Annotated in this window: 5 protein-coding genes; all 5 read right to left on the bottom strand. The window is 45.2% G+C overall.

Going from position 1 to position 5,977, the window contains the following annotated elements; genetic code table 11:
* Positions 1–407: 407 nt before the first annotated feature.
* Positions 408–1,169 (bottom strand): glycosyltransferase family 2 protein, encoded by a 762-nt coding sequence (locus A0F92_RS00620; protein WP_253809986.1) that lies wholly within the window; start codon positions 1,167–1,169, stop codon positions 408–410.
* Complete coding sequence (locus tag A0F92_RS00615) at positions 1,162–1,713, bottom strand: WcaF family extracellular polysaccharide biosynthesis acetyltransferase (protein WP_068240579.1); 552 nt, start codon at positions 1,711–1,713, stop codon at positions 1,162–1,164. Before A0F92_RS00615 ends, A0F92_RS00620 begins: the two co-directional genes overlap by 8 nt.
* Before the next feature lie 3 nt (positions 1,714–1,716).
* Complete coding sequence (locus A0F92_RS00610) at positions 1,717–2,880, bottom strand: glycosyltransferase (RefSeq protein WP_068240577.1); 1,164 nt, start codon at positions 2,878–2,880, stop codon at positions 1,717–1,719.
* A gap of 344 nt (positions 2,881–3,224) precedes the next feature.
* Positions 3,225–4,352 (bottom strand): glycosyltransferase family 4 protein, encoded by a 1,128-nt coding sequence (locus tag A0F92_RS00605; RefSeq protein ID WP_068240575.1) that lies wholly within the window; start codon positions 4,350–4,352, stop codon positions 3,225–3,227.
* Between the two features lie 422 nt (positions 4,353–4,774).
* On the bottom strand, positions 4,775–5,977 hold a 1,203-nt coding region (locus tag A0F92_RS00600), incomplete at its 5' end, for an asparagine synthetase B family protein (RefSeq protein WP_167516670.1).

Raw genomic sequence — 5,977 nt, 5'->3', positions numbered from 1 at the left:
AGAGTTTGTAAGGTATCATGCAACACGGCTCAGTATGATGATGGAGGAGGCTGCGGTTGGTAAACGGAAAGCCTGCTCCGTAAGCCGCAGCATCCCCCCTTTGCGTTAGTAAGGTGTATGTGGTGTTATTGAAACCATCCCCGATTCCACAATTAACTTCCGTTGTTGCTGAACACGAGCAGGCACTGCAGGGAATATAGGGGTGAGGAGCAGTTTCACTTTTAGTTTCTCCTACCGGTTGGTGACCCCGCAAACCGGCATACAATTGAGTATGCGCTGTGATGATTTAAGTTGTTACATTTTTTGCACAAGCGCAAAAAGAAGCGCGTATCATTGAATATATAGGCGGAAGAAAGGGGTTATTATTGAACCTATTTGCCTGTAGTTTTGAGGAAATAACAGGGCAGCTATCCCAAAAACTGCCCCAACTTGCGGAGGGGTTTGGCATATAACGTATACCAGCGGGGTTGTAGGCCATTGATTTTCCAGGCCAAAGCATCGTTACGATTGGCTATGAACCTTGCCAGCAGGGTTTGGTTACTGGCACCACCCGAACGCATGTGTACCAAAGTTTGATTGAGATAAGCAAGCGAAATATGGTGTTTATGAATGAAGCGCAACATCAACTCATAATCGGCGGCTGTACCCAAATCAAGATTAAAAACGCCGTACTGTTCATATACCGATTTTTTGACAAAGAAAGTGGGATGCGGTGGCATCCATCCATTTACAAAAGCACCGGGATAGTATGTTCCGGCAATCCAGTTCCGTTGTACCCGTTCTATGGCATCAGCAGCTACATATTTCAAATTGCCATACACCGCATCGCAGCCGGTATACTGAAACAACTGAACCACCTGTTCCAACACTTCCTTCGATGCATAAAAATCATCTGCATTTAAAATACCGATGATAGTACCCCTGGCTAATGCAATACCCTTATTCATGGCATCATACATGCCTTTGTCGGGGGCTGAATATACGATAGCAGCGGTATCCTGCAGCAAATTCAAAGTGTCATCGGTAGAGGCGCCATCTATTATCAGGTGTTCGGCCGGAGGGAAACTTTGTGTGGCAACAGATGTTACCGTATGCAGAATAGTAGCAGCATTGTTAAAACTGGGCGTAATAATGGTGAGCGAAAACATGCGTATGGAATACTTATTCAATAATTCGTTTGCGCACCCGTATGGCAGGATGTCCGCTGTAAATACCATTCGGCAATAAATCTTTGGTGGCAACTGAGCGCAGCGTTAATACACTGTGTTCGCCGCAGGTTACTCCACCTGCCACCACAGCCTGTGCACCAATCCATACCCCGTTATGCAAGGTAATGGGTTGTACCATCAAATCGAATGTGGCTTTTCCGTAATGGTGGTTTCCGGTTATCAACAATGCCTGCTGCGATATACACACGTTGCTGCCAATTTGTACAGTGGTTAAATTATCAATCCATACTTCTTCTCCTATCCAAACATCATCCCCCACTTGTAAATGCCAGGGATATTTGATGTTTACGCAGGGTTTTATCACTACCCGTTTACCCACCTTAGCCCCAAACCAACGCAATAACTGCACTTTAATACTGCTAAAGGGTAACCAGGATGTTTGAAAAATGCCGGCATTTGTGTAATACCAGAGCATGCGTTTCAAAGCACTGCCACCCGGATTATACCAGCTATTGTTGTATTGTTGTAATTGTACCTGTTTCATGGTTTATGCTTCTTTTACGGTATCAAACAATTGCCCGTAAGCTAATTCTGCATTGTTCTGCGATAAATAAGCCATAGCCAGTGCATATGCCCCGGCACAATACACAGCCCATTCTGGTGCGGGCATGCTACTTAACCTGTCTATTTGCCTGGCAATGGCTTTGGTATCCGTAATCGCTATTGCCCAACCGGCCTGCCTGGCTTCCAAATTTTGCCAGGGGGTAAATGTACTCATCAAAACCGGCCTTGCCGCACTGAAGCTTTCATAAATTACATGTCCAAAATTTTCGCCCTTGGTAAGTAAAACCATAGCATCGTATTGTGCTATGGTAGCCTGCACCTGCTGTGGCAACACTGTTCCCTTATACTGAACTGAAATATTAGCCGGTAATTGTGGAATTAGCTTTTCGCATTGCTGCCAATAGGCCGCATCTACCAAAGGCCCCCAAATATCTAAATAAATCCTGCATTTACAATGCCGCAGTGCTTGTAATAACAGGAACAAATTTTTCTTTTGGGTGATGAGGGATACATACACCAACCGCAAAGTATCGGGCAATTTAGCAGCAGGCTCCCAATAGGGAACGGGTAATTTAGGAATATTCGCGGCTACCCGAACCTCTATTTCAGCACCCATCATTTGTTTAATATCCTTCGCTTCTTCGGGGGTGGTGGCATGCCAGCGAATACCTTTACACAAACCCAACCACCGTAAAGCGGTAAGGTATATTTTTTTGCGCAGGGGTTTCACCGCCAATGCGCCAGGTTGCAGCATGCCTCTCGGACAAACCACTACCCTTGCATTACCTGTTTTACCACGTCTGTACCACCAAAGGGGCCATATAAACCAGGGAAAGCCATACATACCATTCAGGTAAATAATATCCGGCTTTTGTTCGGCAATGCGTTGGCGTACTGCTGCAGCCGTAAGCGGTTGTGCGGCATACCATACCATTACGTTATGGCCATTGAGCTGCACAACCTGCCAGGTATCGGTTTGTATAACGGTATAAGATTGCTGTTCACCTAAATCGAAGGCAGATGTTACTACGGCAAAAGTATACACATCACCCATGCGTTCAATTAAATGGGTGAGTGACTGTACCGGCCCGCCGGCTTTATAACCGGGATAAAAATAAGGATTGAATATGAGTATTTTTACTGGCAAAATGTATCATTGGTCTTTAGTCTTTAGCAATCATACTACCTACCGGTTGTGTGTCTGCACCTACCGGAATTGGGAGCTGGTCTTTGGTATTGGTCGTTGGTACGATGCATGCATTGTCTGAACCACTGATTCATCGGATGGAAGGATTACACTGATTTTCGTTCCCGCAGTGCCATTCCGATTACCCCTTCCCCGCTGTATCTACCCAAACGGATGCAATGCTAGATTCCTGATTCCACGGCTGCTGTTGCAGCAACGCATGCCCGTGGAGGATGCTGCGGATACACATTCCGCTTCGAGAGCTGCAGCTTCACATCCATTCCTATCATTAACGTCTAAATTTTTTAACTTTCATTCACTACCCTACCCGTCAACAGCTTTTGTAAGCGAAGCTTGTACTGCGCAAAGCTGAAATGTTGCAATACTTCTTGCTGTAAATAACGGCCCTGCATCACTGCATTGCCTGATAACAATTGTTGTAACGCATGCAGTATAGCATCGGGATCATCCGGATCAACTAACGTACCCAGCTTGCCGTTTAACAATGCATCACTGCTGCCATCTTTATTCCCTGCAATCACAGGTAACCCACAAGCCATGGCTTCTATAAATACAATGCCAAAACCTTCTTTTTTACTGGGCATAATAAATACATCTGCCAGTAAATAATGTGCCTGCAATATTGCATCGGGCACAAATCCCAATAGCTTTACCTTTTCCTCCAATCCCAGTTGCTGAATGATAGCCGTAACCATTGCCTCTTCGGCTGCATCGGCTTTGCCAATAATATAATACAGGGTATTGGGATGTGATTGTAACAAACGGGGCATCAATCGAATTACCGTATCATAACCCTTGTATTTTTCGAAAGAGTTTAAACGGGTTACCGTTAGTATGAGGCGGGTATTGGCAGTAATGCCATATTGTTGTAATAAAGCTGCCGGTTTTTCCAAAACGGTAGGGGCAATAAAATAAGCATCCAGGGTATTGGGGAAAATAACACATTGCAACAAAGTTAAAAAAGCATGGTTGCCCATCAGTTGGCTGCGGGTAAACCCACTCACACAAAAAATCTGTGTAGCCTTCATCAGCAGTTTCTTCTTAATACCGCGTTGCGGCTTATACACTTCTATCCCATGGGCAATGAGAATTAGCCGAATGCGCGGATTCATCAGGTTCATGAGTATGCCCACCACAGCCAGGTTAATATGGCCCAATATTACGGTATCGTATTGGTGTGCTTTGGTAATGGCATGCCATACAAATAGCCATCGCCAGCCGCCAAAACCCTTGAATCGCCGTTTTGGGAAATACCGGCGATCCGCTTCAGTATCGTACATAGCAAATGCTTCGGCATGCAGGTACCCTTCTACGCTCAGCTCATGCAGGGCTTTCAAATAATTCCGGTTAAATTTTTCAATACCTCCGGTAAAGGAAAAAGCTTTGAGGTATAAGAATAATATTTTGGGCATGGTGTGCTTTATGTATTGATTTTTGGTGGTTAGCTATATCCGGTTGCGTGTCCTCACCAACCGGAATGGGATGTTGGGGGGTTGGTCGTTGGTCATATTCGTATGGCGATGAATATTTCATTTATTTGAAATAAAGTATCCGGGCCCTTGTATTTTTTACGCAAAGGGCGCTAAGTTGGTATGCAAAGCCAGGAAAGGATACAGCAGATGGGCATACCACTCCGTATGGCAGAACGTTGCTTTGCTTCTCAAAGCTACCGGGTCATAATTTATATACAATCGGCTGTTGTTGCAACGGTGCATAATTTTTACAACTCGGTTTAGCACCTGCGGAAAACAGCAGGGGTACAAGTGTTGCAATACCGTTAAAGCATACCAATTCTATTCGCCAACCCAATGGCCCAACTGCCTATGCGCCATTTTTAATCACTCAAATGCACACCCTCGCTCCGCGTTAACAAATACGCCCAATAATTACTCCAGTGGATGCGGTGGCGCAGCAACTGCGCATGCATTTTGGCAGCCTTGCCATCTTTTCCGTTGCTGTGCATTTGCGCCATCCATGCTCCAAACGGAAATACAAATCCCCGCTTAGGCCGGTTCCAGATGGCTTCCGGTAAGCAATCTTTAAAAGCTTCAATCAACAACCATTTAAGCTGCCTGCTATTATACCGTATTTCCGGTGCAATACTGTACACCAATTCCATCAATGGTTTATCTAAAAATGGTACCCGCACTTCTATCCCATGCCACATACTCATGTAATCGGTATCTTTCAATAACTGGTTTTGCATGTACAAATTCGTTTCCATATCACTCACTTTTTCCAGCCCCTCTAAATACCGGGTATACAGCGGAATGGCATCGCCTGCTATCAATTCCATCACTTCCTTTTCCGTGCAATCCAATAGCTGTGCTACCTGAGCAGGAATAAAAAATCCCCTGTTAAACAAATAATAGCCCAAGGGTGTTTTCACCTGTAAAAATGAAATTTTACGAAATCGGCTTTCACCCAGCAATCCTGTTAATCCCAATAACCATCCCGGAATGTGCAGGGCAGCATCCATGATTTTGCCCCGCTGAAAAGATGGATAGCCTCCAAACAGCTCATCGGCTCCAATGCCGCTCAAAACCGCTGTTAATCCATATTCCTTTGCTTTTTTACTGATGAAATAAGCATTGATTCCATCGGTACTCGGCTGGTCCATGGCCATCATAATATCCGGCAATGCTTCCCTGAAATCGTGCCGGGTTACCAAAAACGACTGGTGATGTGCTCCTGTTTGCCGGATAATAATGTCCTGATATTTTTTCTCTGAAAAAGCCGCTTCTTCAAAAACAATGGACAGGGTTTTCAGCCGCTCCTGCAATACCGGCTGTGCCAATATTGTCAGCAAACTGGAATCAATCCCCCCACTTAAAAACAAACCCACCGGTGCATCGGCTACCAAATGGCTTTCCACTGCACGGGTAAGCGCTCCGCGAACCGCTGCTACTGCTGCTTCCCGGTTGTATTGGGTATAAAGATAATAACGGGTATACAACACTTTCCGTTGAACGGCTCCCGTTTTTAAATGGAAGGTCAGATAACTACCCTTCGGCAGGGGCACTACGTTGTGTAAAGT

The sequence above is a fragment of the Hydrotalea flava genome (genome assembly GCF_001623405.1).
In the GTDB taxonomy this organism is placed as follows: Bacteria; Bacteroidota; Bacteroidia; order Chitinophagales; family Chitinophagaceae; genus Hydrotalea; species Hydrotalea flava.
This window is presented reverse-complemented; position numbering and strand designations above follow the sequence as displayed.

Excerpts from the sequence above, each read along its gene's own strand:
- A0F92_RS00615 (WP_068240579.1), bottom strand. The coding sequence starts at position 1,713 with ATGAAACAGGTACAATTACAACAATACAACAATAGCTGGTATAATCCG.
- A0F92_RS00605 (WP_068240575.1), bottom strand. The coding sequence starts at position 4,352 with ATGCCCAAAATATTATTCTTATACCTCAAAGCTTTTTCCTTTACCGGA.